At 67.4% G+C, this 23039-nt stretch carries 23 protein-coding genes and 1 riboswitch; of the genes, 16 read left to right on the top strand and 7 right to left on the bottom strand.

Going from position 1 to position 23039, the window contains the following annotated elements:
* Positions 1-166: 166 nt before the first annotated feature.
* Positions 167-580 (top strand): cupin domain-containing protein, encoded by a 414-nt coding sequence (locus ASE66_RS03245; protein WP_057188105.1) that lies wholly within the window; start codon positions 167-169, stop codon positions 578-580.
* Between the two features lie 34 nt (positions 581-614).
* On the opposite strand, the gene minE is transcribed toward ASE66_RS03245, so the two are convergent.
* The 3 genes from minE to minC form a co-directional block, all read right to left on the bottom strand.
* Complete coding sequence (gene minE, locus ASE66_RS03240) at positions 615-878, bottom strand: cell division topological specificity factor MinE (RefSeq protein WP_057188104.1); 264 nt, start codon at positions 876-878, stop codon at positions 615-617.
* The gene (gene minD, locus ASE66_RS03235) at positions 875-1690 is read right to left on the bottom strand and encodes a septum site-determining protein MinD (protein ID WP_057188103.1); all 816 of its coding nucleotides are present in this window, start codon (positions 1688-1690) and stop codon (positions 875-877) included. The genes minE and minD overlap by 4 nt, the downstream gene beginning before the upstream one ends.
* A 97-nt stretch (positions 1691-1787) precedes the next feature.
* On the bottom strand, positions 1788-2525 hold the full coding sequence (minC, locus tag ASE66_RS03230; RefSeq protein WP_057188102.1) for a septum site-determining protein MinC: 738 nt from the start codon (positions 2523-2525) through the stop codon (positions 1788-1790).
* A gap of 468 nt (positions 2526-2993) precedes the next feature.
* On the opposite strand from minC, the gene ASE66_RS03225 reads away from it, so the two are divergent.
* The 10 genes from ASE66_RS03225 (at position 2994) to ASE66_RS03180 (ending at position 13575) form a co-directional block, all read left to right on the top strand.
* Positions 2994-3653: a GntR family transcriptional regulator gene (locus ASE66_RS03225; RefSeq protein ID WP_082613159.1), complete on the top strand. Its 660-nt coding sequence runs from the start codon at positions 2994-2996 to the stop codon at positions 3651-3653.
* A gap of 53 nt (positions 3654-3706) precedes the next feature.
* Positions 3707-4705, top strand: a complete 999-nt coding sequence (locus ASE66_RS03220; protein WP_057188100.1) for a TRAP transporter substrate-binding protein — start codon at positions 3707-3709, stop codon at positions 4703-4705.
* Between the two features lie 8 nt (positions 4706-4713).
* Positions 4714-5226, top strand: coding sequence for a TRAP transporter small permease (locus ASE66_RS03215; RefSeq protein ID WP_057188099.1), 513 nt, complete (start codon positions 4714-4716; stop codon positions 5224-5226).
* Between the two features lie 5 nt (positions 5227-5231).
* Positions 5232-6506, top strand: coding sequence for a TRAP transporter large permease (locus tag ASE66_RS03210; RefSeq protein WP_057188098.1), 1275 nt, complete (start codon positions 5232-5234; stop codon positions 6504-6506).
* A gap of 10 nt (positions 6507-6516) precedes the next feature.
* Positions 6517-7698, top strand: coding sequence for an enolase C-terminal domain-like protein (locus ASE66_RS03205; RefSeq protein ID WP_057188097.1), 1182 nt, complete (start codon positions 6517-6519; stop codon positions 7696-7698).
* Positions 7699-7807: 109 nt separating this feature from the next.
* Positions 7808-9514: an aconitase X gene (locus ASE66_RS03200; protein ID WP_057188096.1), complete on the top strand. Its 1707-nt coding sequence runs from the start codon at positions 7808-7810 to the stop codon at positions 9512-9514.
* A 34-nt stretch (positions 9515-9548) separates the two neighbouring features.
* Positions 9549-9859, top strand: a riboswitch (cobalamin riboswitch).
* Positions 9860-10098: 239 nt separating this feature from the next.
* The gene (locus ASE66_RS03195) at positions 10099-11106 is read left to right on the top strand and encodes an ABC transporter substrate-binding protein (protein WP_057188674.1); all 1008 of its coding nucleotides are present in this window, start codon (positions 10099-10101) and stop codon (positions 11104-11106) included.
* Positions 11103-12146 (top strand): FecCD family ABC transporter permease, encoded by a 1044-nt coding sequence (locus ASE66_RS03190; RefSeq protein WP_057188095.1) that lies wholly within the window; start codon positions 11103-11105, stop codon positions 12144-12146. The genes ASE66_RS03195 and ASE66_RS03190 overlap by 4 nt, the downstream gene beginning before the upstream one ends.
* A complete protein-coding gene (locus ASE66_RS03185) occupies positions 12143-12922 on the top strand; it encodes an ABC transporter ATP-binding protein (protein WP_057188094.1) in 780 nt (259 codons plus the stop codon). Before ASE66_RS03190 ends, ASE66_RS03185 begins: the two co-directional genes overlap by 4 nt.
* A complete protein-coding gene (locus ASE66_RS03180) occupies positions 12919-13575 on the top strand; it encodes a class I SAM-dependent methyltransferase (RefSeq protein ID WP_057188093.1) in 657 nt (218 codons plus the stop codon). Before ASE66_RS03185 ends, ASE66_RS03180 begins: the two co-directional genes overlap by 4 nt.
* Before the next feature lie 34 nt (positions 13576-13609).
* Here ASE66_RS03180 and ASE66_RS03175 read toward each other — a convergent pair whose 3' ends face one another.
* From ASE66_RS03175 to ASE66_RS03165, 3 genes are read right to left on the bottom strand one after another with little or no spacing between them, the layout of a single operon-like run.
* Positions 13610-15112: a tripartite tricarboxylate transporter permease gene (locus tag ASE66_RS03175; RefSeq protein WP_057188092.1), complete on the bottom strand. Its 1503-nt coding sequence runs from the start codon at positions 15110-15112 to the stop codon at positions 13610-13612.
* Entirely contained in the window at positions 15113-15538 is a 426-nt protein-coding gene (locus ASE66_RS03170; protein WP_057188091.1) for a tripartite tricarboxylate transporter TctB family protein, read from the bottom strand.
* A gap of 34 nt (positions 15539-15572) precedes the next feature.
* Positions 15573-16544, bottom strand: coding sequence for a Bug family tripartite tricarboxylate transporter substrate binding protein (locus ASE66_RS03165; RefSeq protein WP_057188090.1), 972 nt, complete (start codon positions 16542-16544; stop codon positions 15573-15575).
* Between the two features lie 211 nt (positions 16545-16755).
* Between ASE66_RS03165 and ASE66_RS03160 the strand changes: the two genes are divergently transcribed.
* The 5 genes from ASE66_RS03160 to ASE66_RS03140 all read left to right on the top strand — a co-directional run bounded on the left by ASE66_RS03160 (position 16756) and on the right by ASE66_RS03140 (position 22272).
* Positions 16756-18207: a bifunctional 2-methylcitrate dehydratase/aconitate hydratase gene (locus ASE66_RS03160; RefSeq protein ID WP_057188089.1), complete on the top strand. Its 1452-nt coding sequence runs from the start codon at positions 16756-16758 to the stop codon at positions 18205-18207.
* 6 nt (positions 18208-18213) lie between these two features.
* Positions 18214-19146 (top strand): methylisocitrate lyase, encoded by a 933-nt coding sequence (gene prpB / locus ASE66_RS03155; RefSeq protein WP_057188088.1) that lies wholly within the window; start codon positions 18214-18216, stop codon positions 19144-19146.
* Between the two features lie 102 nt (positions 19147-19248).
* The gene (locus ASE66_RS03150) at positions 19249-20199 is read left to right on the top strand and encodes a Bug family tripartite tricarboxylate transporter substrate binding protein (RefSeq protein ID WP_057188087.1); all 951 of its coding nucleotides are present in this window, start codon (positions 19249-19251) and stop codon (positions 20197-20199) included.
* 56 nt (positions 20200-20255) lie between these two features.
* Positions 20256-20747 (top strand): tripartite tricarboxylate transporter TctB family protein, encoded by a 492-nt coding sequence (locus ASE66_RS03145; protein WP_057188086.1) that lies wholly within the window; start codon positions 20256-20258, stop codon positions 20745-20747.
* 4 nt (positions 20748-20751) lie between these two features.
* Positions 20752-22272, top strand: coding sequence for a tripartite tricarboxylate transporter permease (locus ASE66_RS03140; protein ID WP_057188673.1), 1521 nt, complete (start codon positions 20752-20754; stop codon positions 22270-22272).
* Here ASE66_RS03140 and ASE66_RS03135 read toward each other — a convergent pair.
* Positions 22261-23007 (bottom strand): GntR family transcriptional regulator, encoded by a 747-nt coding sequence (locus ASE66_RS03135; RefSeq protein ID WP_082613156.1) that lies wholly within the window; start codon positions 23005-23007, stop codon positions 22261-22263. The two genes, ASE66_RS03140 and ASE66_RS03135, sit on opposite strands and share 12 nt — an antisense overlap.
* Positions 23008-23039 lie beyond the last annotated feature (32 nt).

Genomic DNA, 23039 nt, shown 5'->3' with positions numbered 1-23039 from the left:
GTCGTCATTGCGAGGAGCGAAAGCGACGAAGCAATCCAGGAAGACCTAGAGCGCTGCCGCCCCTGGATTGCTTCGCTGCGCTCGCAATGACGGTGCAGCCTTGAGCGAAAGCGCCCTAGAGTACCGGCATCGAATTTACTCGCGCACGCAGGCCTAAGGAGACACCATGAACATCATCCGCGCCGGAACCCGGCCGTCGGCGAAAGGCCCAAGCGACTGGTTCAGCGGCACCGTCCGCATCGATCCGCTGTTCAATCCGCATGCAGCAGAGCGCGTGCAGGGCGCCAGCGTCACCTTCGAGCCTGGCGCGCGCACGGCCTGGCATACCCATCCGCTCGGCCAGACGCTGATCGTCACTGCGGGCTTCGGCAGGGTGCAGCGCTGGGGTGGCCCGGTCGAGGAGATCAGGCCGGGCGACGTGGTCTGGTTTCCGCCGGGCGAGAAGCACTGGCATGGCGCCGGGCCGGAGACGGCGATGACCCATATCGCCGTGCAGGAAGCCCTGGACGGCAAGGTCGTCGACTGGCTCGATAAGGTCTCGGACGCCGAATATGACGGCCGAGGGCCGGCCGTGATGTGAGGCTACAACGCCTTGGACGATGAGAAGGCGGCCCTCAGGCCGCCTTCTTGCCCGCATCGAACGGAATCTCGATGTCGACGGCGAGCGTCGAGACCTGGGGCCCGCGCTCCATCCGGACGGTGACCTTGTCGTCGTCGACCTGCACATGCTTGGCGATCACGCGCAGGATCTCGTCGCGCAATTTGGTCACGAGGTCGGAGCCATCGGCCGACAGGCGCTCATGGGCGAGCAGGACCTGCAGGCGCTCGCGCGCGGCGGGAGCCGACTGGGGCCGGAAGAAGAGACGACGCAGGTTCATGCCGCTTTCCTTCCGAAGATCTTGCCGAAGAAGCCGCGCTTCTCGCCGGGGATGGTCATCGGCAGGTTCTCGCCCTTGAGGCGGCGCACGGCATCGAAATAGGCGAGCGCGGGGGCGCTGCGCTCATCCGCCAGGGTGACGGGCGAGCCGATATTGGAGGCGCGCAGCACATCCATGCTCTCCGGGATGATGCCGAGCAGCGGGATCGACAGAATCTCGAGGACGTCGTCCACCTTCAGCATGTCGCCGCGCTCGGCGCGGGCAGGGTCGTAGCGGGTGAGGAGCAGGTGCTTCTCCATGCGCTCGCCGTTCTCGGCCTTCAGCGTCTTCGAATCGAGCAGGCCGATGATGCGGTCGGAATCGCGCACCGAAGAGACCTCCGGATTGGTCACGACGATCGCGATGTCGGCATGGCGCATGGCGAGAGTGGCACCGCGCTCGATGCCCGCCGGGCTGTCGCAGATCACCCAGTCGAAATGGCTCTTCAGCGCGCTGATGACCTTCTCGACGCCCTCGGAGGTGAGGTTGTCCTTGTCTCGGGTCTGCGAGGCCGGCAGCAGATAGAGCGTCTCGACCCGTTTGTCGCGGATCAGCGCCTGCGTCAGCTTGGCTTCGCCCTGGATGACGTTGACGAGGTCGTAGACCACCCGCCGCTCGGCACCCATGATCAGGTCGAGATTGCGCAGGCCGACATCGAAGTCGACGACCACGACCTTGTCGCCGCTCTGCGCCAAAGCTGCGCCCAGGGCGGCGGAGGAGGTCGTCTTGCCGACGCCGCCCTTGCCCGATGTGACCACGATGACCTTGCCCATTGACCTCTCCTAGTTCCGGTGGACGCGTTGTTTGGTCGACATTCTGAGTTGCGCGAATTCCTGTCGCCCGACCGGCTCCGATCGAACGGAAAGCGCGCTAGGCCAGTGACCCGGCCGTGAAGATTTCGCCCTCGAGCCAGAACTGGACGGGCTTGCCGCGCAGGCCAGGCTCCAGGTCCTCGGCCGTCTTGTAGTAGCCGTCGATTCCGACCAGCTCGGCCTCGAGCTTGCGGCAGAAGATGCGCGCGCTGGCGTCGCCCATGGTGCCGGCCATCGCCCGCCCCCGCAGCGTCCCGTAGATGTGGATCGAGCCGCCGGCGATGACTTCGGCGCCGGAGGCGACCGAGCCGATGATGGTCACGTCGCCTTCGGCGAAGATCGACTGCCCCGAGCGTACCGGCTGGGTCACGATGATCGAAGCTACGGCTTTCGCGGGCAGCGGGGCGGCAGGTGTCACCACCACGCTTTCGGCGACAGGGGTTTCCTTGGCCGGCTCGGCCGTCGGTTCCTCGATATCCCCGGTCGTCTTTCCGCCCGACATGGCGGGCGGCAGATCGTTGCCGAGCATTGAGGGGCGTGCGCCCTCAATCCCCATGATCCGGACATTGCGGGCGCCGAGCTTGCCGACGAGGTCGCGCAATTGCGCACGGTCGATCTCCAGGCCCTCGACATCGAGCACCACTGGCCGCCGCAGGAAGAAACCGGCGGAACGGCCGGCGAGATCGTCGAGCCGCACCAGCCAGTCCTCGAAGGGCAGCTCGGGTGTCAGCGTCAGCGCAAGGTAGGATCGCCCCTTGAGGCGGATCGGCCGGGGTTTGGTTAACACGGCGGTCATCTTGGTAAATTTTCGGTTGCCCAGATGTAGGAAGCGAATGGTTAACGAGCGGTAAATCACTCGGCCGCTTTCCGGGGAGAAGTCCGTGCCGGATGCCGAGGTCAGTAAGAATAAGCTTTGATTATCAAAGGGGTGGAATGCTGGCCGCGCTGGGGTACGAAGCTGGGGGTAGCGGGGTGGGCCGGTGTGGCGGCGCTTCCGGCCGCAAGGGCACGCAGGCGCGTGTGGCTGCGGCTCCCATGCCCTGACCAGGGCCGACGGCCCTTGTGAATGCGGCGTTTTGTCCGGCGCATGGACCGTTCCCGGCCATGATCCGGTGAGGGGTGAGCTGACCGAATCGTGCGATTCGATCAGCGCGGGTGCTCAGGCCAGCGATCCAGCGCGCACCAGCCTGTCCCACGAATGGGTTGACTCCAGCGAGGGCTCGTCTCAGGATCGTGCACGATCCAAGATATAGGATATAGAGCTTTGAGCGGTGCGCGCAGGATCGAACGGGTCGTGCTCGGCGACCAGGTCTACGAGGCGATCAAGGAGCGCATCCTCGACCAGGCCTATGCGCCGGGCGAGAAGCTCAATGTCGACGGGTTGGCCCGCGAGCTTCAGGTCTCTTCGACGCCGATCCGCGAGGCTCTGGCGCGGCTCGTCGCCGAAGGACTGGTCAGGGCCGAGCCCTTCATCGGCTTCGCCACGGCGCCGCTGCCGGACCAGCGCTATTACGAGGATGTCTACAGCTTCCGCGGCGTGATCGAGCCCTGGGCGGCAGCGCAGGCGGCACGGCGCAGGCCCGGCCCGGATGTCATCCAGGCGCTGCGCGACGAGGTCGCGGCGATGATGGCGGGTGAGCCAGCGCGCGAGTATCGCAGCCATCGCGGCTTCACCGAGGGCGACGACCGCTTCCACCGCATCATCCTGCAGGCTGCCGGCAACCAGGTCGCGCTCAAGAGCTATGACGACCTGCGCTTCCACCTGCACATCTCGCGGCTCTACCTGACGCGCGAGCAGGATGTCGGCCTGACCCATCAGGAGCATTTCCGCATCGTCGACGCGCTCGAGGCGGGCGATCCCGATGCAGCGGCGCGAGCCATGCGCCTGCATCTCGAAGGCTCTTACGAGCGGCTGATCAAATAGCCGGAACGCCCCGAGGCCGAAAACGGCCCGGTCCAACATCAGGGAGAAGACGCATGATATTGAGACGCATTGCCGCCGCGGCCTTGATCGCCGGCGGCTTCCTCGCCAGCGCGGCGCAGGCGCAGACCCTGCGCTTCGGCCACGCCAACACCACCGCCGAGATCGCCGGCGAGCTCTTCCAGGAGTTCGCCGACCGGGTGAAGAAGGGCACGGGCGGCGCGGTCACCATCAACGTCTTCCCGGCCGAGCAGCTCGGCAAGGAGGTCGATCTCTTCAAGCAGGTCAAGGAAGGCGCGCTCGACCTGTCCGCCCCCTCGATGGCAGCTGCATCCTCGCTGGTGCCGGCCCTGGAGATCCCGAGCGCACCCTTCCTCTGGAAGGACTGGGGCGAGGCCGAGGCGATCATTCGCTCCGACGCCTTCGATCCGGTCTTCGACGAGCTGCGCGACAAGCACAACATCGTGCCGGTCACCCGCATCTGGTACTGGGGCTGGCGCAATATGACGACGCTCGACCGCGCCGTGAAGAAGCCCGAGGACATGCACGGCCTCAAGATCCGTGTGCCGGAGAGCCCGGTCTGGGTCGAGATGATCAAGGCCTATAGCGCGGCCCCGACGCCGGTGCCGTTCGGCGAGGTCTATACCGCGCTCCAGCAGAAGACGGTCGACGGCCAGGAGAACCCGATCCCGACGATCTTCTCGCGCAAGTTCTACGAGGTGCAGGGCTATGTCGCGATGACCCGGCACATGCTCCAGAACAACATGATCGTCATCAACAAGGACAGCCTGGCGCGGCTGAAGCCCGAGCATCGCGAGGTCCTGTTCGCCGAAGCAGCCCGCGCCTCGGCGATGAACACCTATCTCCAGCAGAAGCGCGAAGCCTCGATGCTGGAGGATATCCGCAAGTCCGGCCGCTCCAAGATCATCGAGGACGTCGATCGGGACGCCTTCGCCGCCAAGTCCAAGGTCGTCGCGACCGCGATGGAAGGGCGCTGGGGCAAGGCCCATCTCGATCGTGTGCTCGCGGCGATCGAGACGCAGCGCAAGCGCTAGTCCCGGCGATGACAGCCATCACCCTGATCCGGCGGCTCGACGATTGGTCGAGCCGCGTGGAGAGCCTCGCCCTCGCGCTGCTGCACGGCGCCATCGCCGCGCTGGTCTGCGCCGCCGTGGTCTTCCGCTACGTGCTAAGCGACCCGCTGACCTGGTCGGAGGAGCTCATCCTCATCCTGTTCGGCTGGATGATCTTCCTTGGCATCGCCAACGCCTTCCACGCCCGCACGCACATCATCATCGACGTGATCGTGCTGTTCGCGCCGCGCTGGCTCTGCTTCGCCTTCGGCCTGCTCGCCTTCACGGCCACTGCGGTGGTGCTGGGAACCCTGACCTTCTTCTCCTGGCGCTATCTCCAGCGCGAAATGCCGAACCTGACGCCGATGCTCGGCATATCCGCCGGCTGGGCGATCGCGCCGCTCTTCCTCGGCAGCGTGCTCTCGCTGCTGCATCTCCTGCGCAACCTGATCGACGAAGGCGTCACCGGCGTCCTCTGGTCCGACATCACGACGCGGGACTAGCGGCCATGGTGACCATTCTCCTCGTCTCCTTTGCCGTCATGCTCGTGGTCGGCACGCCGATCTGGATCGCCATGGCGGGCTCGGCCCTGCTCGCGATCTCAATGGAGGGCATCCCGCTCACCGTGGCGGCGCAGCGTATCGTTGCCGGCGTGCAGTCCTTCCCGCTGCTGGCGATCCCGCTGTTCACGCTCGCCGGCTCGCTGATGAACGCGTCCGGCATCTCCGAGCGGCTGTTCAGCTTCACCAAGGCGCTGGTCGGCCATATCCGCGGCGGCCCGGCCCATACGCTGGTCGTCGGCGAGGTCTTCCTCTCCGGCATTTCCGGCTCCTCGGTCGCCGACACCGCCGCGGCGGCGCGGGTCTTCGTGCCGCAGCTCGAGAAGATGGGCTATCCGCGCGCCTTCGGCGCGGCGCTCTCGGCCGTCGCCGGCACGCTCGGGCCGATCATCCCGCCCTCGATCCTGATGGTGGTCTATGCCTGGCAGGCCAATGTCTCGCTCGGCAAGCTCTTCGTCGCCGGCATCATCCCCGGCCTGGTCATGGCCGGCTGCATCATGGCCACGATCGCGATCCTGGCGCTGAAGCGCGACTTCCGGCCAGCGGGCGCCTTCTCGCTCGGCAATCTCTGGAAGGAGTTCAAATACGCTTCTCTGGCGCTGCTGATGCCGGTGCTGATCATCGTCGGTTTCCGCGCCGGGCTCTTTACCGCGACCGAGATCGCCGGCGTCGCCGCCGCTTATTCGCTGATCGTCGGCATGTTCGTCTACCGCTCGATCAAGCTCGCCGATCTGCCGGCGATCCTGGTCGGCACGGCGCGCGAGACGGCGGTGATCCTCGCCATCGTCGCGGCGGCCTCGCCGTTCAGCTGGATCCTCGCCGTCGGCCAGACGCCGCAGCTCGTCACCGCCTATATGAGCTCGATCTCGACCGATCCGCTGGTCGTGCTGCTGATCCTGAACATCGCCCTGCTGATCGCCGGCATGTTCATGGAGACGATCGCGATCATGATCATCCTGGTGCCGATCCTGCTGCCGCTGCTGATGTCGCTGCAGATCGACCTCGTGCATTTCGGCATCGTGCTCCTGGTCAACCTCGTCATCGGCCAGGTCCACCCGCCGGTCGGGGTGCTCTGCTTTGTCGCCATGGCGATCACGAAAGTCAGGCTCGGTCCGCTCTTTCGCGAGCTCTGGCCCTTCCTGATCGCTCTCATCGTCGCGCTCGCCATCATCACCTATGTGCCCGCGCTCAGCCTGTGGCTGCCGCATGTGGCTGGCTTCTAAGGGAATTCACATGACCAGGATCAGCGAAGTCGAGATCGTCGAGTTCTCGTTCAAGGCCAAGAATCTAGGGCCGTCGGCCGAGAACGCCCGCGCCATCTACAACATCGGCTACAAGCCGAATTCCGAGCTGCAACTGACCAAGTTCGCCGTGATCATCCGCAGCGAGGACGGCGCCGAGGGGCAGTATGTCATGCACTGGGGCGGCACCCGCGCCACCATGGCCCAGACGCTCTCGCTCGCGCCCAACATTCTCGGCCGCAATCCCGATCACCGCGAGGAGATCTGGAACGACATGAAGCGGGAACTCCGCCAGCATGACGGCATGGGCATCGGGCCGATCGACATCGCGCTCTGGGACCTCGCCGGCAAGCGCTTCGGCGCCTCGGTCTCGCAGCTATTGGGAGGCTTCCGCAGCAAGCTCAAGACCTACGCCTCGACCTATCACGGCGACCGCAATGGCGGGCTCGACTCGCCGCAGGCCTTCGTCGATTTCGCCGAACATTGCTACGATCTCGGCTACCGCGCCTTCAAGGTCCATGGCTGGCACGATGGTGATGCGCGCGAGGAGGCGGCCAACGTCCTGCATGTCGCGAAGATGGTCGGCCATCGCATGACGCTGATGCTCGACCCGGCCAACGAGCTTCGGACCTTCGCCGACGCACTCTATGTCGGGCGCGCCTGCGACGAGGGCAACTACTTCTGGTACGAAGACCCGATGCGCGATTGCGGCGTCTCGGCCTTCGCCCACAAGAAGCTGCGCGAAATGCTGAAGACGCCGATCCTGCAGACCGAATATCTGCGCGGCTTCGAGCCCAAGGCCGATTTCCTGATCAATGGCGGCACCGACGCGCTGCGCTCCGATCCGGAATACGACCTCGGCATCACCGGCGCGATGAAGATCGCCCATCTCGCCGAAGCCTTCGGCGTCGATGTCGAGATCCACGCCTGCGGGCCGGCCCACCGCCACTGCATGGCGGCGACCCGCAACACCAACTTCTACGAGCTCGCTCTCGTCGGGCCCGATTGCCCGAATGCGGTGCCGCCGGTCTATGCCTGCGGCTACAGCGACCAACTCGACGGCGTCGACAAGGATGGCTGCTTCCCGGTCCCGACCGCGCCCGGCCTCGGCGTGACCTATGACTGGGACTATATCCGCGCCCATGAGACGGCGCGGGAGGTGTTCAAGCTATAGGTCGCCCCGAGGCCGGAGTCTTTCGCGCCTGTCATTCGATGATATCACCTGCGCGGGGAGGGGCTTCGCGCTCCGCCCCGTTCCGCATTTGGCTTCGTCGATCAGCGCCATGAACTCCACCTCGGGACAGGACCACGGCATTATCGTCGCCCCCGGGGCCGCCGCCGGGCCGATCGTCGTCCTCGACGAGCCCTTGAGCTTCTGGGGCGGCATCGATCCCGCCACGGGCACGGTGATCGACGTGCACCATCCCGCCCATGGCGCCTCGCTTGCCGGCGCGGTCGTGCTGATGTCGACCAGCCGAGGCTCCTGCTCCGGCTCTGGCGTGCTGCTGGAACTCGCGCTTTCCGGCCGCAATCCCGCCGCCCTGATCTTCGCCGGTCCCGAGGATACGCTGACGCTCGGAGCGATCGTCGCCTCGGAGATGTTCGGGCGCCGCATCCCGGTCATCCGTCTCTCCGCGGGGGGCTTCGCCGCCCTGGCCTCGGCGAAGCACGCGACACTCGCGCCGGACGGCCTATCGGCCGATGGCGGGCGCGTCCGGATGCCGCTTGCCGCGGCAGCCCATGGCGAATTGCAGCTGTCCGCCGCCGACCACCGCATGCTCGGCGGCGGCGAAGGGATCGCCGCGCAGCAGGCCATGCGTATCCTCATCGCCATGGCGAGCCAGCAAGGTGCTCGGACGCTCATCGACGTGACGCGGGCGCATGTCGACGGCTGCATCTATGCCGGCCCGGCGAACCTCGTCTTCGCCGAGAAGATGGAGGCGCTCGGCGCACGCGTTCGCATCCCGACGACGATGAATGCGATCTCGGTCGATCACGCCAACTGGCGCCGCCAGGGCGTCGCACCAGCGTTCGGCGAGCCTGCTGCGCGCCTTGCCGACGCCTATGTCCGCATGGGCTGCCAGGCGAGCTTCACCTGCGCGCCCTATGCGCTGCCCGATCCGCCGGGTTTCGGCGAGGCGATCGGCTGGTCTGAATCGAACGCGGTGATCTTCGCCAACTCCGTACTCGGCGCCCGGACCGCCAAGCATCCGGATTTCCTGGATTTCTGTATCGCCGTCACCGGCCGCGCGCCGCTCGCTGGAGCCTTCCTCGACGAGGGCAGGCGGGCGCGCCGTACGGTCCGGATCGAGCTGCCGGAGGGCGCGGACTCTTCGGCCTGGCCCCTGATCGGCTATCTCGTGGGCCTCGCCTCGCCCGACCGGATCCCGCTGATCACGGGCCTTGCGAAGACCAGGCCGACGCGGGACGATCTCAAGGCGCTCTGCGCCGCCTTCGGCACGACCTCCGCCGCGGCCATGCTGCATGTCGAAGGCATCACGCCGGAGGCTGGGGGCCTCGGTGGCTCCCCCGAGGACGACGTCGTCATCACGCGCGACGACCTCGCCGCCGGCTGGCGCAAGCTCAGCGAAGGGCCGTCGCAAGTCGATCTCGTCGCGATCGGCAGCCCGCACGCCTCGCTCGACGAATGTCGGGCACTGGCCGAGCGGCTCGACGGTCGGCCCGTCGCTGCGACGCTTTCCGTCATCATCACGGCCGGACGGGAGGTCGTCGGCGCAGCGCAGGCCGATGGCACGATGGCGAGGCTTCGGCGCAGCGGCGTCGAGGTCATTCCCGATCTCTGCTGGTGCTCGATCACCCGCCCGGTCTTCCCGGAGCGGGCGAAGGTGGTCCTGACCAACTCCGGAAAATATGCCCATTACGGGCCGGGGCTCTCCGGTTGCACCGTCAGGCTGGGGACGCTTGACGACTGCATCGAGGCCGCCCTGACGGGGGCCGCCCCCGCAGGCCTGCCCGGCTGGCTGTCCTGAGCCTGTATAGGCTTGACCGCGCTGCCCGGCCTTATAGGGTGGCCGCGATCGAGGTTCTCCGGGTTGCTCCCGGAGCTAAGAGGGAATTCGGTGAGGCGCTGGGGCATCGGACCGAAAAGTGGAATCCACTTTTCGGGTGAATCCGATGCTTCGACAAAAGAGATAGATCGCCGCACTGCGTCCGATAGGGCACATGGCGATCTATGGCCGAAGCCGAGGCTGCCCCCGCAACTGTAAGCGGCGAGCTCTCCGTCCATCGTCCACTGGCGCGTTGCGCCGGGAAGGCCGGGCGGAACCGGCGTCGACCCGCGAGCCAGGAGACCTGCCCCGATCGTCGAAGACGTCTTTCGGACGGGGTGTTCCGGAGGTGTGTGTCGATGGCGGCCATGCCCTCCATCCATTCACGCCCCTGCGCAGCTTCCCGCCCGTCATCTCGGGGAGCGATGAAATCCATGTTTATGAAGACCGCCGCCCGCGCTGCCGCGCAGAGCTTGACGGCTGCGCGCCGTCCATCCTATCAGAAATGCAACATTGTTACATTTGAGGCTTCCGCCGTGCCGGCTACGCGTCATCTCACCCGCCTGCTGCGATGGCCTGTCGCGGCGTTGCTCGGCACTTTGGCCGCGGGGGCTGCCCAAGCCGCACCGACGCAATATCCGCTGACGCTGGAGAACTGCCGCGAGAGCGTGACCTTCACGGCGGCGCCAAAACGCGTCGTCGCGATCGGCCAGACGCAGACGGAGATTCTCTACGCACTCGGCCTCGGTGATCGCGTCGTCGGCACGGCCGTCTGGTTCTCGCCCGTCGCCAAGCCCTATGAAGCCGTCAACGCCAAGGCGAAGCGCCTCGCCGACAATGACCCGAGTTTCGAGGCGGTGCTCGCCCAGGAGCCCGACCTCGTCACCGCGATGTTCGAATGGCATGTCGGGCCGAACGGCATCGTCGGCAAGCGCGACCAGTTCGCCAAGGTCAAGGTGCCGACCTATGTCTCGCCGACCGATTGCGTCGGCAAGGACAATTCCGGCGCCGGCGACGGCGTCCGCACCCAGATGTTCACGATGGAGCTGGTCTATCGCAACATCCGCGAGTTCGGGCAGATCTTCGACGTTGCCGACAAGGCCGAGACGCTCGTCGCCGAGCTGAAGGCGCGCGAGGATAAGGCTGTCGCGGCTGTCGCCAGCCTCAAGGCCAGGGACGTGCCGGTCGTCGTCTGGTTCTCCAGCAAGGATATCAAGGGCGACGGCTTCATGGCCGGCAAGAACGGCGTGCCCGCCTACATCCTGTCGAAGCTCGGCGCGCGCAACATCATCAGCACCAATGAGGAATGGCCGCTGGTCGGTTGGGAGAGCATCGCCGCCGCCAATCCCGCGGTGATCGTCACGGTGAAGATGGACCGCCGCCGCTTTCCCGCCGATGACATCGAGAAGAAGCTCGACTTCCTGAAGACCGATCCCGTCGCCAGCAAGCTCGATGCGGTGAAGAACAGCCGCGTCGTCATCCTGGATGTCGGCGCCACCCGCGCCGGGCTCGACACGGTCGACGGCATCGAGACGCTCGCCAAGGCGATCTCCGGTTTCGGCCTGTCTCCTTGAGCCACGCCGTCCACGGTCCCGACTGGCCGGCCCGGATCGTCATCGCGCTGGCGTCCCTGCTGGCGCTCACCTTCTCGGTGGCGCTGGCGGTGACGATCGGCGAGATGCGCATCCCGATCGACACCGCGCTGCGGGCGCTCGGCAACGGGCTGTTTGATCTTGGTTTCCCGGTGAGCGCGATCCAGCAGGGCGTGATCTTCGACTATCGCCTGAGCCGGGCGCTGATGGCCGGCTTGTGCGGTGGTGCGCTGGCGCTTTCGGGCGCGATCCTGCAGGCGCTGCTGCGCAACCCGCTGGCGGAGCCTTACGTCCTCGGCATCTCCGCCGGCGCCTCGACTGGTGCCGTCGCGGTGCTGATCCTTGGCGTCGGCATCGGCGGCACGGCGCTGACGGTTTCCGCCGGCGCCTTCATCGGCTCCTGCGCTGCGCTCGCCGTCGTCGCGCTCTTGGCGACCGGGGCAGGCGGGGCGAGCGACCGCGTCATTCTCGCCGGCGTCGCGACCTCGCAGCTCTTCAATGCGGCGACCGCGACGATCGTCACGACATTGGCCAGCGCTGAGCAGGCGCGCGGCGTGATGTTCTGGCTGCTCGGCAATTTCGGCGGCGTGCGCTGGCCCGATCTCTGGATCGCCGCGCCGGTCGCCTTGATCGGCTTCGCCATCTGCATGCTGCACGCCAAGGTGCTCGATGCCTTCGCCTTCGGCGTCGATGCCGCCGCCTCGCTCGGGGTCGCGGTTATCAGGGTGAAGGTCGTGCTGTTCGCCACCACTGCCGTGATGACAGCGGTGATGGTCTCGATCGTCGGCACGGTCGGCTTCGTCGGGTTGATCATTCCCCATGCCGCCCGTTTCCTCGTCGGCTCCGGCCATGCGCGCCTGCTGCCGGCCTGCCTGGTCATTGGCGCGATCTTCATGATCCTCGCCGACATCCTGTCGCGTATCCTGATCCCGCAGCAGATCCTGCCGATCGGCGTGGTGACCGCGCTGTTCGGGGCGCCGGTCTTCGCGCTGATCCTCTACCGCGCGAGGCGAGCGACATGACGCTCGCAGCCCGCGAGGTGCGCTGGGGCGCCGGCGGCCGGATGATCGTCGACGGGGTGACGCTGCAGGCGGCTCCGGGCCGGGTGCTCGGCCTGATCGGCCCGAACGGCTCGGGCAAGTCGAGCCTGCTGCGGCTGCTCTGCCGTTTGCGCAATGTCGCGAGCGGCGTCGTCATGCTCGACGGGCGCGACATCGCCGCCGTGTCCCGGCGCGAGCTCGCCCGTCGGCTCGCCTTCGTCGAGCAGCAGGCGACCACCGAGATCCAGCTCTCCGTCTGCGACGTCGTTCGCTTGGGACGCACGCCGCATCGCGCCGCGCTGGCATCGTGGAACGATGCCGACGAGGCGGCGGTGAACGAGGCGCTGGCACGGGTCGGACTCACGGAGCGGCACGACCAGTTCTGGCACACGCTCTCAGGGGGAGAGCGCCAGCGCGTCCACATCGCGCGCGCGCTCGCGCAGCAGCCGAGCGAGCTCATCCTCGACGAGCCGACCAACCACCTCGATATCCAGCACCAGCTCTCGATCCTGGGCCTGGTCCGCCGCCTCGGCATCACCTGCATCATGGCGCTGCACGATCTCAACCTCGCCGCCATGTTCTGCGACGAGATCGCACTGCTGCACGAGGGGCGGTTGCAGGCGGCGGGGCCGCCGGACGAGGTCCTCACCGCCGAGGCGATCCAGCGCATCTTCGGCGTCGCGGTCTCGATCCGCACGGGAGCGTCGGGGCGCCGGCACATCGAATACCTGATCGAAGCCGAACGGAGGCAGTCATGAAAGCGGCCGAGGCGCAGACCCAGGTTTCCGATTACTGGACCCGGCGCGCGCCGGCTTTCGATGGCGTCGCCTCCCATGTCGCGCAGGCCTCGCTCTGGCGCGATGTCCTTGCCGCAGCCTTCGAGGCGCAGGAGGCGAAGGACGTCGTCGATCTCGGCACCGGCACCGGCGCCTGTGCGCTCATTGCCGCCTCGCTCGGGCATCGTGTCCGCGCCTGCGACGGTTCCGAGGGGATGCTCGCCGCGGCCCGGTGGGCGGCCGAGGCATCAGGGCTCGACGTCACCTTCGAACATGCCCTGATCGAGGAGGTCTCGTTCGCGCCGGGTTCCGCCGACATCGCGACGCTGCGCAATGTCCTCTGGACCCTTCCAGAACCGATGGCGGCGCTGCGCAAGGCTTATCTCCTCCTGCGCGCGGGCGGGCTGGTGCTCGTCTCGGACGGGCTCTGGTCTGTCGCGGCGCAGTATCGCTCGACCTATCCCGGCGCGCTTGCCGCCAGCCTGCCGCGTCATGACGGGCTGACGGAGGATGAGGCGCGGCTGATGCTGAGCGACGCCGGGTTCGGGCTGGCGCGCAGCTGGCAGCATCTGTTCCCGGCCTCGCCCTATCCCGGCGACGTGCCGATGTTCGTGCTGACGGCAAGCAAGGGCTGAGGCCTCTCGCCGATCGGCCGGGGCGGGGGGAGATTCAAGCTTCTCCGGGCGCCGGAGCGCGGGCTCCCTGCATTTGCCTGACCAGCGGCCAACCTATGGCGAGCAGGGCCAGAATCCAGAGGATGATGCTCGTCGGCGTCGAGAACAGGATCTCGTAGCCGCCATCCGACAGGGAGAGCGCGCGCCGGAAATTATCCTCCAGCAGCCGGGCGAGCACGAATGCCAGCATCAATGGGATCAGTGGGATGCCGACCTTGCGCATGAGATAGGCCAGGATACCGATCGCGGTCGTGATCAGGAGCTCGAAGGGGGAGTTCGAGACGGCATAGACGCCGGCATAGGACAAAGCGAGGATGCCGGGATAGAGGATCCAGGCCGGCACCAAGAGCAGCCGGGCGAACAGCCCGACCAGCGGCAGGTTGAGCACCAGCAGCATCAGGTTGCCAATATACATCGAGGCGATCAGGCCCCAGGCGACCTCCGGCCGCTGCGTGAACAGCAGCGGGCCGGGCGTGATCGAGTACATCATGAAGGCGCCGAGCATCACCGCCGTCGTGCCCGAGCCGGGAATGCCCAGCGCCAGCATCGGCACCATCGAGCCTGTCTGCGCCGCGTTGTCGGCGGTTTCCGGCGCGGCGAGGCCGCGCATGTCGCCCTTGCCGAACGTGCCCTTGTCGGAGATGCGTTTCTCGGCGGTGTAGGCCATGGCCGAGGCAACCGAGGCGCCAGTGCCGGGCAATACGCCGAGAAAGAATCCAAGGCCGGTCGCACGCAGCATCGCCGGCAGGCAGAAGACGATCTCCTTCAGCGTCAGCCGCGCTCCGTCACCCGTGCGCGAGACCACGCCGCTGATCATCCCCTCCGCCAGGACGAGGATCTCGGCGACGGCGAAAAGCCCGATGGTCAGGCTGGTGAAGTCGATGCCGCCGAGTAGCTCCAGCGAGCCGAAGGTGAAGCGCTCGACGCCACTGCCGCCGTCGATGCCGACCATGGCGAGCAACAGGCCGAGCGCGACGGCGATCCAGGTCTTCACCGCCTTGCCCTCGCTCATCGTGCCGAGCAGGGCGAAGGACAGCACCATCAGCGCCACGTAGTCGGCCGGACCGAACGACATCGCCAGGCGCGCCAGCGGCACGGCGAGGAAGGTCATCAGGATGACGGCGCTGGTGCCGCCGACGAAGCTGCCGATGCCGCTGATCGCCAGCGCCGCCGCGCCGCGTCCGGACTTGGCGAGCGGATAGCCGTCGAGCGTCGTCATCACCAGCCCGGGATCGCCGGGGATGTTGAGCAGGATCGAGGAAATCCGCCCGCCATAGCCGCTGCCGTAGTAAAGTCCGGCGAGCAGGATCAGCGCCGTCTCCGGTGGCAGCTTCAGGGCGAAGCAGAGCGGCAGCAGCAGCGCCACCGCATTGATCGGCCCGATGCCCGGCAAGGCGCCGATCGCCGTGCCGAGCGCGACGCCGGCGAAGGCGACCGCCAGATTGAGCGGTGTCAGCGCGACCTGGAACCCGGTCAGAAGGGCGGAAAACGCGTCCATCTAGATCCCCAGCGGCCCGCGCGGCAGTGGCAGGTCGAGCACTGTGTCGAGCAGCACGAAGAAGACAACGGCCGTCGCCACTGCGGACACGGCCGCTGGCAAAGGCCGGGCGTGGAAGGCCAGCGACCCTGCAAAGCACAGCAGCGCGGTGGCGAGGATGAAGCCGAGCGGCAGGAGCAGGAGCGGATAGATCAGGCTGGCGACAAGCACCGCGAGCGCGCGCGGCCAGGTGCCGAACTCCAGTTCCACCCGGCCGGGGCGGGCGACGAGAGCACAGCCGCCGAGCGCCAGGATGGCGCCGATGATCGTGGGGAAGAGCCGCGGGCCGACCGGATCGGCGGCGAACGGCACGTGCAGTGTCTGCGCGTGCCAGATCGCCCCGCTTCCGAGCAGGATGCAGATCAATCCGACCAGACGGTCGATCATGGCGTCATTGCCTCCGCTTCCCTGGCAAGGCGAGCTACTTGGCGAGGCCGACTTCGGCCGCCAGCGAGCGGAAATCGGCCGTCCGCTTCTTGGCGAAGGCATCGAAGGCCGGCCCGACCATGTCGAACTCGAACAGTCCCTGCTCGGTGCGGGCCTTGTGCCAGCGCGGATCGGCATTGAGCTTGCTGAGGACGCCGGTCCAGTAGGCATAGGACGCTTCCGGCGCCTTCGGCGGCGCATAGAAGCCGCGCACGATCGGCCACTGCACGTCGTAGCCCTGCTCCTTGGCGGTCGGCGCCTGCGCGAAGGCGCCAGGCAGGCGCTTGTCGGAGAAGGTCGCGAGCAGCCGGATCTCGCCGGCCTCAAGCTGGCCGCGCACCTCCGAGGCATCGCCGGGGAAGAGGTCGATATGGCCCCCGATCAGGGCGCCCATCGCCTCGCCGCCGCCCTCATAGGACAGGTAGCGCATCTTGCGCGGATCGACGCCGGCAGCCTTCAGGACGAGTGCCGGCTTCATCCAGTCCTGGCTGCCGACCGTGCCGCCTGCTCCGACCTTGACCGAAGCGGGGTCCTTCTTCAGCGCCTCGACGACATCGGCGAGCGACCTGAACCGGCTGTCCTTGCGCACCGCGAGCACGCCATAATCGGCGCCGATCGCGCCGAGCCAGCGCACGTCGGATTCGCTGAAGCGGCCGAACTTGCCCTGGGCGAGATTGACCCAGGAGCCGGTCGAGACCGCGACGATGACGTTCGCATCGGCCGAGCGCTGCGCCTGGATGGCGTTGTAGGCGACCGCGCCGATACCGCCCGGCATGTTGGTAGTGCGGATCGAGGGGCCGACGAGCCCGGTCTCGTTCAGCACGCGGCTGGTCAGCCGGCAGGTGAGGTCGAAGCCTCCGCCCGGCGCTGCCGGCGCGATGCATTCGGGATTCTGGGGCTTGAAATCCTGTGCGTGCGCAGCTGCCGACAGCATGACGGCGCAGCAGATGGCGATCGATGTCCTCATGACGTTCCTCCAGCTCTTGTTCTTGTCGTCGCCACCCGTTGTGCCGGGTGCGCGCCGAAGCCGGGGATGCGACCCGGCTCAAGTTATTGTCGACAATTTTTAGATTAATGATCTCGCCGCGCTTGTCAAACACCGAGTCAGATGCAATTTATGTCGACAATAAATGCCGAACGCGGGAAGCGAGCGGCGCAATGCGAGGAATGGCCGGACGATGGCGAGCTTCAACAACAACGACCGGCCGGCTCCGGATGGCGTCCTCGTCGACATCGCCGACTATGTGCTCGGCTATCGCGTCGACAGCGCGCTCGCTTACGAGACCGCGCGCAACTGCCTGATCGACACGCTCGGCTGCGGGCTGGAGGCGCTGGAGTATCCGGCTTGTACCAAGCTGCTCGGTCCGGTGGTGCCCGGCACCGTGGTTCCGAACGGCGCGCGCGTGCCCGGGACGCCCTATCAGCTCGATCCGGTCCAGGCCGCCTTCAACCTCGGCACGATGATCCGCTGGCTCGATTTCAACGATTGCTGGCTGGCGGCCGAATGGGGCCATCCATCCGACAATCTCGGCGGCATCCTCGCCGTGGCCGATTGGCTGTCGCGGACCGCGGTTGCGGCCGGCCGGCCGCCGCTGACGATGCGCGACGTGCTGACGGCGATGATCAAGGCGCACGAAATCCAGGGCTGCCTGGCGCTGGAGAATGCCTTCAACAAGGTCGGCATCGACCACGTCGTCCTGGTCAAGATCGCCTCGACTGCCGTCGTGGCCGGAATGCTGGGGCTCGATCGCGACGAGATCGTCAATGCGCTCTCGCTCGCCTTCGTCGACGGCCAGGCGCTCAGGACCTATCGGCATGCGCCCAATGCCGGCTCGCGCAAGAGCTGGGCGGCGGGCGACGCCACCAGCCGGGCCGTGAAGCTCGCTTTGATCGCCGCGACCGGCGAGATGGGCTACCCGTCGGCGCTGACGGCCAAGACCTGGGGCTTCTACGACGCCTCGTTCCGTGGCCAGAGCTTCAAGTTCCAGCGCCCCTATGGCTCCTATGTGATGGAGCACGTGCTGTTCAAGATCGCCTACCCGGCCGAGTTCCATTCGCAGACCGCGGTCGAGGCGGCGATGAGCCTGCATCAGCGCCTGCATGAGCTGGGGCGCAGCAGCGACGATATCGCCTCGATCAGGATCAGGACGCACGAGGCCTGCATCCGCATCATCGACAAGCGCGGCCCGCTGCACAATCCTGCCGATCGCGATCACACCATCCAGTACATGGTCGCCGTGCCGCTGATCTTCGGCCGTCTCACTGCCGCAGACTACGAGGACGACGTCGCCGCCGATCCGCGGATCGATGTGCTGCGCGACAAGATCGAATGCGTCGAGGACCCCGCCTTCACGCGCGATTACCACGACCCGGACAAGCGCTCGATCGCCAACGGCATGACGGTCACCTTGAAGGACGGCACGGTCCTGCCCGAGCTCGTGGTCGAGTACCCGATCGGCCACAAGCGCCGCCGGGCCGACGGCATCCCGCTGCTCGAGGCGAAGTTCCGCACCAATCTCGCCCGCCGTTTCGTCGAGAAGCGCCAGCGCCTGATTCTCGACGTCTCCCTGGACCAGGCGACGCTCGAGGCGATGCCGGTCCACGACTACGTCGATCTCTACTGCAGCTGAGTGCCCATGCCCTATCTCGTCGCCTCCGAACAGCCTTCCGAGCCGGCCGGCCAGCGCTTCCGGGCGCTGGTCGAGCGTGGCGGCATCCTGCGCCTGCCCGGCGCCCATAACGGCATGGCCGCGCTCCAGGCCAAGGCGGCCGGCTTCGAGGGCCTGTATCTTTCCGGCGCGGCGATGACGGCATCGATGGGCCTGCCCGATCTCGGCATCATCACCGTCGACGAGGTCGCCTTCTTCATCCGCCAGATCGCCCGCTCCAGCGGCCTGCCGCTGCTGGTCGACGGCGACACCGGCTATGGCGAGGCGCTCAACGTCATGCACATGGTCCGCGTCTTCGAGGAGGCCGGTGCCGGTGCCGTCCATATCGAGGACCAGCTGCTGCCGAAGAAATGCGGCCATCTCAACGACAAGAAGCTCGCCGATGCCCATGACATGGCGGCCAAGGTCGCCGCCGCCGCCAAGGCGCGCCGGCACCTCTATGTGATTGCCCGCACCGATGCGGCGGCGAGCGAGGGCATGGATGGGGCGGTCGCTCGCGCCAGGCTCTATCTCGAGGCCGGAGCCGATGCGATCTTCCCGGAGGCGCTGAACACGGCCGAGATGTTCCGCGAATTCGCCCGGCGCGTGCCCGGCGTGCCGCTGCTCGCCAACATGACAGAGTTCGGCCGCACGCCCTTCTTCACCGCCTCCGAGTTCGAGGCGATGGGCTATCGCATGGTGATCTGGCCGGTCTCCTCGCTGCGCGTCGCCAACAAGGCGCAGCAGCGGCTCTATGCGGCGCTGGCCCGCGATGGCGGCACCCACGCCGCGGTCGACGAGATGCAGACGCGCGCTGAGCTCTACCAGATGATCGGGCTCGCCGATTACGAGGCGCTCGATGCCTCGATCGTGGCGACGATCATTCCCGAGGGCATGCCGCAGCGCGAGCGCGGCAGATGACGACGACCGCCGGAGCGCTCTCGCCGCCGGCATCCGCGCAGGGCGCGGCAAGAAACGACCGACCGGACAAGGCGGCGTAACCGACAACGGGAGGACGAAACGATGCTGAAGCGTCTGACGATGACGAGTGTGCTGGTGTTCGGGTTGGGAGTGGCAGCGGCCTCGGCCGACCCGGCGAAGGTGATGATCCCCGCCAATCCCGGCGGCGGCTGGGACGGTGCCGGCCGTCATACCATGGCGGCCTTCGCCCAGAGCAAGATCTTCACGGACGGCGCGTCCTTCACCAACAAGGGGGGCGCGGCGGGCACGATCGGCCTGGCCGAGTTCGTCCGCACCGCGAAGGGCGACGACAACGCCCTGCTGGTGACCGGCGTGATCATGGTTGGCGGTGTCATCACCAACAAGACGCCGGTGTCGCTGGCCGATACGACGCCGCTGCTGCGCCTGACCAACGAGTACAACGCCATCGCCGTTCCCGCGAACTCGCCGATCAAGACGCCGCAGGATTTCATCGCCGCGCTCAAGGCCGATCCGAGCGCGCTCTCGGTCGGCGGCGGCTCCGCCGGCGGCGCCGATCACGTCATGCTGGCGCTGCTCGCCAAGCAGGCCGGCGCGCCTGTCAGCAAGATCAACTTCGTCTCCTTCTCGGGCGGCGAGATTTTGGCCGCGCTCGGCGGCGGCAAGATCAAGGCCGCGATCTCCGGCGCTTCCGAGTTCCGGCAGTTCGCGGAATCGGGACGCATCCGGATCATCGCCGTCTCCGGGCCGGCCCGCGTCGACGGCATCAACGCGCCGACGCTGAAGGAATCAGGCATCCCGGTCGAGATCGGCAACTGGCGCGGTTTCGTCGGCGCGCCCGGCATGAGCGAGGGCGCCAAGAAGCTCTGGCTCGAACGCTTCGCCAAGCTGCATGAGACGCCGGCCTGGAAGGAGACCCTGAAGACCCAGGGTTGGGAGGACGCCTATCTGCCCGGCGACAAGTTCAATGCCTTCCTCAAGGAGGAGGAAGCGAACTGGACGAGCGCGCTCAAGGAAGTCGGCATCCTGAAATAAGCCTTCTGGCAGCGCGGCGAGAGGCCGCGCCGTCCAACCAGCTCGGGAGCGCGATCATGCCAGGCGCAGAAGAGACGCAGTCTCGGGGGCGGCAGTCCAGGCCCTGGTGGCTCGGGCTCGCGCTCGCGATCATGGGCGCGCTCTGGCTCAACGGCGCGCGCGGCATCTCCTCGACGACCAATTACATCGGCCTCGGGCCGGCGGCGATCGTGCTCGCGGTCGGCCTCGGCCTGACGATTCTGGGCGTCCTGCTGATCCTGCAGGCGCTGCGTGGCGATTTCCGCGCCGTCGATGACGAGGCGGAGGCGCCGCCCTCCCGCTCCGCCTTCCTGCTGGCGCTGGCGGGCGTGGCTGTGCCGCTGCTGACGATGCGCTGGCTCGGCTTCCCGCTCACGGCGATGCTGGCCTTCGCTCTCGTCACCCACGCCTTCGGCTCGCGTCGCAGCGCCCTCGATCTGGCGATCGGCTTCGCGCTCGGCAGCACTGCCTGGTTCGGCTTCTCCCGCCTGGGGATCAGCCTCGGCGGCTTCCTGCCGCTGATCGGGTGAGATGATGGATATCCTGAACCAGCTCATCGGCGGCTTTGCGGTCGCCCTCCAGCCGATGAACCTGTTCTGGGCCTTCATCGGCTGCGCGCTCGGTACTGCGGTCGGCGTCCTGCCCGGCATCGGGCCGGCCCTGACCATCGCCCTGCTGCTGCCGGTGACGGCGCAGGTCAACCCGGCCTCGGCCTTCATCATGTTCGCCGGCGTCCTCTACGGCGCGCTCTATGGCGGATCGACGACCTCGATCCTGCTCAACACGCCGGGCGAAAGCGGTTCGGTGATGACCGCGATCGAAGGCAACCGGATGGCGCGCAAGGGCCGCGGCGCCGCGGCACTGGCGACGGCGGCGATCGGCTCCTTCGTCGCCGGAACGATCGGCACGCTCGCTCTCACCTTCCTCGCGCCCGCTATCGCCGAGCTCGCCTTCGTCTTCGGGCCCGAGGACTATTTCGCGCTGATGGTGCTCTCCTTCACCTCGGTCGCGGTGGTGATGGGGCGCTCGCTGGTGCGGGGCTTTGCGGCGCTGTTCTTCGGCCTGGCGCTCGGGACGATCGGGATCGACACCCAGACCGGCCAGACGCGCATGGTCTTCGGCATGCTCGAATTGCTCGACGGCGTCTCCTTCACCGTGGTGCTGGTCGCGCTCTTTGCCATCGGCGAGACGCTCTATGTCGCCAGCCGCCCTGCTTCGGCGCCGGCGGCGATCAATCCGCTTTCCGGCGGCCACTGGATGACGCGGCAGGACTGGGCGCGCTCCTGGAAGCCATGGTTGCGCGGCAGCGTCATCGGCTTCCCGATTGGTGCGCTGCCGGCCGGCGGCACCGAGATCCCGACCTTCCTGTCATATGCGCTGGAACGCCGCCTATCGAAGCATCCGGAGGAGTTCGGTCATGGCGCGATCGAAGGCGTCGCGGGCCCCGAAGCCGCCAACAACGCCGCAGCCGCCGGCATCCTCGTGCCGCTGCTGACACTCGGCCTGCCCTCGACCGCGACGGCGGCAGTCCTGCTCGCCGCCTTCCAGAACTATGGGCTGCAGCCCGGACCGATGCTGTTCGCGACCAATCCCGATCTGCTCTGGGGCCTGATCGCCTCGCTCTATATCGGCAATCTGATCCTGCTCATCCTCAACCTGCCGCTGGTCGGCATCTGGGTCAGGCTGCTGCTGATTCCGCGCCACTACATCTATGGCGGCATCGTCGTCTTCGCGCTGGTCGGCGTCTGGGGGCTGTCGACCTCGTGGATCGATCTCGCCTTGATGTGCGGGCTGGGGCTGATCGGCTATGTCGCCCGCGTCTATGATTTCCCGATCGCGCCCGTACTGATAGGCCTGATCCTCGGGCCACAGGCTGAAATCCAGCTGCGGCGGGCGCTCGCCGTCAGCCAGGACGATTGGAGCGTGCTGGTCGGCACGCCGATCTCCGCCTCGCTGCTCGCCATCGCCGCGCTGCTGCTCACCCTGCCGCCTTTGCTCGCCTGGCGCCGCCGGCGCGCCGGGTCGGCAGAGGTGCAGCCCGCCTCAGCCGGCTGACCGGCCGCCGCGCCGCCGCGCCGCCGGCCTGGCGCTCTCGGCGCTGGTGAGCGCCGCCTGCAACGCGGCGCGGGCGGCACGGATATGGCGCCGCATCAGGATCTCGGCCAATTCGCCGTCGCGATGGCTGATCGCCTCGGTGATCCTGATATGCTCGTGCCAGGCTTCGCGGCCACGGCCGGGAACGGTCGAATGCAGCCGCCGGCACAGCCTCAGCCGCGGATAGAACTGTTCGCAGAGCAGCTCCGCCAGGATGGGGTTGCCGCTGCCCTTGGCGATCCGGCGGTGGAAGTCGGCTTCGGGCTCGTCCTGCAGATAGGCGCCCGTCGGGTTGCGCTCGATCTCGCCGCGATGTCCCTGGACCAGCGCTTCCAGCGCCGCAATCTCCTCGTCGTTCATGCTCTCCGCCGCGAGCCGCGCGGCCATGCCCTCGGTCGCCTCGCGCACATCGAGCAGCGCCAGGAATTCGGCCGCGGTGGGCTCGGCGACGCGCGCGCCCTGATTGGTGACATAGCTGACCAGCCCGCGCTCCTGCAGGCGGCGGATCGCCTCGCGGACCGGGGCGCGGCTGACGCCGTAGCGGCGCGCGATCACCGGCTCGCTCAGTTTCTCGCCGGGAGCGATCTCCCCCGTCACGATCGCGCTGGTCAGGGCATCGTAGAGCTTGTCGCCGATGCCGAGCTTGCCGCCTGACGCCGGACTTGGAAGCCCTGCTGTGTCCGGCTTGCCGGCCATTGGTATCGCCATTGTCGCCTTGCCAAGGGGGC

It is taken from the genome of Allobosea sp. Root483D1, from assembly GCF_001429505.1.
GTDB lineage: Bacteria > Pseudomonadota > Alphaproteobacteria > Rhizobiales > Beijerinckiaceae > Allobosea.
The sequence above is the reverse complement of the archived record's forward strand: the minus strand, read 5'-3'. Positions and strand labels throughout refer to the sequence as shown.